We start from the raw sequence: 2,074 nt of genomic DNA, 5'->3' as shown, positions 1-2,074 counted from the left end.
GAGCAAACAGAATTCCAAAAACTTGATATGGTTGAAACGGAAGAGTTCGGAAACATGCTTATTTTAGATGGCATGGTTATGACAACAGAAAAGGACGAGTTCGTTTATCACGAAATGGTAGCGCACGTACCTTTATTTACACATCCAAACCCTGAAAACGTATTAGTTGTTGGTGGCGGTGATGGTGGTGTTATTCGTGAAGTGTTAAAACACCCAAGTGTAAAGAAAGCAACTCTTGTTGAAATCGATGGAAAAGTAATTGAGTACTCTAAACAATACTTACCATCAATTGCAGGCGCATTAGATAATGAGCGTGTAGAAGTAAAAGTAGGAGACGGTTTCCTACATATCGCAGAAAGCGAAAATGAATACGATGTAATTATGGTAGATTCTACTGAGCCAGTAGGACCAGCAGTAAACCTATTTACAAAAGGCTTCTACGCTGGAATTTCAAAAGCGTTAAAAGAAGATGGTATTTTCGTTGCACAAACGGACAACCCTTGGTTCACACCAGAGTTAATTACAACTGTGTTTAAAGACGTAAAAGAGATCTTCCCAATCACTCGTTTATACACAGCAAACATTCCAACTTACCCAAGTGGTCTTTGGACGTTCACAATTGGATCTAAAAAACATGATCCATTAGAAGTAAGTGAAGAGCGTTTCCACGAAATCGAAACGAAATACTACACAAAAGAATTACACAATGCAGCATTCGCATTACCGAAATTTGTTGGCGATTTAATTAAGTAAGAGAATTGTATCAAACAAATAAAGTGTAAGTAGCTCATTTAAGGTGTTTGTCCAGAAGACTTGAACATGCTAGCTACTTACACTTCTGTAGAGAAAATCGTCTTCTTGTTGTTAAAAAGAAGACCCGGTAAATCGAGAAAGAGGAGCAATTCGCTCCAAATTTGAGAAATAGTGAAAGGTTGGGATACCTTAAGTTCCACATAAGGAGGAAAAGAATATGCGTTTTGATGAAGCTTATTCAGGTAAAGTATTTATTAAAAGTCATCCAAGTTTTGAAGAGTCAAAGGTAGTTATTTATGGGATGCCTATGGATTGGACAGTAAGTTACCGTCCGGGATCTCGTTTTGGCCCTGCACGTATTCGTGAAGTATCAATCGGTCTTGAAGAATATAGCCCGTATTTAGATCGTGAACTAGAAGAGGTAAAATATTTTGATGCGGGTGATATCCCATTACCATTCGGAAACGCACAACGCAGCTTAGACATGATTGAAGAGTATGTATCAAAACTTTTAGATGCCGATAAGTTTCCACTAGGTCTCGGCGGTGAGCACCTAGTGTCTTGGCCAATTTTTAAGGCAATGGCAAAAAAATATCCGGATTTAGCAATCATCCACATGGATGCTCATACTGATTTACGTGAATCGTATGAAGGGGAGCCTTTATCCCACTCTACACCAATTCGTAAAGTGTGTGATTTAATTGGTCCGGAAAACGTATATTCTTTCGGAATTCGTTCTGGAATGAAGGAAGAATTTGAATGGGCGAAAGAAGTAGGTATGAACTTATACAAATTTGACGTATTAGAACCGTTAAAAGAAGTATTACCGAAACTTGCTGGCCGCCCAGTCTATGTCACAATCGACATTGATGTATTAGACCCAGCTCACGCTCCAGGAACAGGAACGTTAGAAGCTGGCGGTATCACATCTAAAGAATTATTAGATTCCATCGTAGCAATTGCAAATTCAAATATAAATGTAGTTGGAGCAGACTTGGTAGAAGTAGCTCCAGTCTACGACCATAGTGATCAAACACCAGTCGCAGCAAGCAAATTCGTGCGGGAAATGCTGCTCGGTTGGGTGAAATAAAAGCGAAGCCACCGATCATTCTAGCCACTGCAGCTAGATAAAATAAAAGCCCTCTATATGATTAGAGGGCTCTTATTTTTTCGTTATGTGTCGGTAAGTCGATATATTAAAAAAATCGCTGATATAATTCGAGTTGCGCTGATATATTAAAAAACCGCCGATATAATTTCATTTACTGTTACGCAACACAAAAAAGAGCTATTCCTAAACGATGGGAATAGCTCTTTTTCT

Annotated in this window: 2 protein-coding genes; both read left to right on the top strand. The window is 38.7% G+C overall.

From position 1 onward, the window contains the following. Positions 1–753 (top strand): polyamine aminopropyltransferase (gene speE, locus MR107_RS29750; RefSeq protein WP_242293126.1); only part of this gene is annotated, 753 nt, incomplete at its 5' end. 217 nt (positions 754–970) lie between these two features. After that, positions 971–1,843 carry an agmatinase gene (gene speB, locus MR107_RS29745; RefSeq protein ID WP_001209831.1) on the top strand — a complete coding sequence of 291 codons (873 nt, stop codon included), beginning with the start codon at positions 971–973 and terminating at the stop codon, positions 1,841–1,843. Positions 1,844–2,074: the final 231 nt, after the last annotated feature.

The organism is Bacillus cereus group sp. BfR-BA-01441, assembly GCF_022663075.1.
Lineage (GTDB): Bacteria > Bacillota > Bacilli > Bacillales > Bacillaceae_G > Bacillus_A > Bacillus_A cereus.
Note: the sequence above shows the minus strand (reverse complement) of the source record. Positions and strands in the feature narration are given on the sequence as shown.

Excerpts from the sequence above, each read along its gene's own strand:
- speB (WP_001209831.1), top strand. The coding sequence starts at position 971 with ATGCGTTTTGATGAAGCTTATTCAGGTAAAGTATTTATTAAAAGTCAT.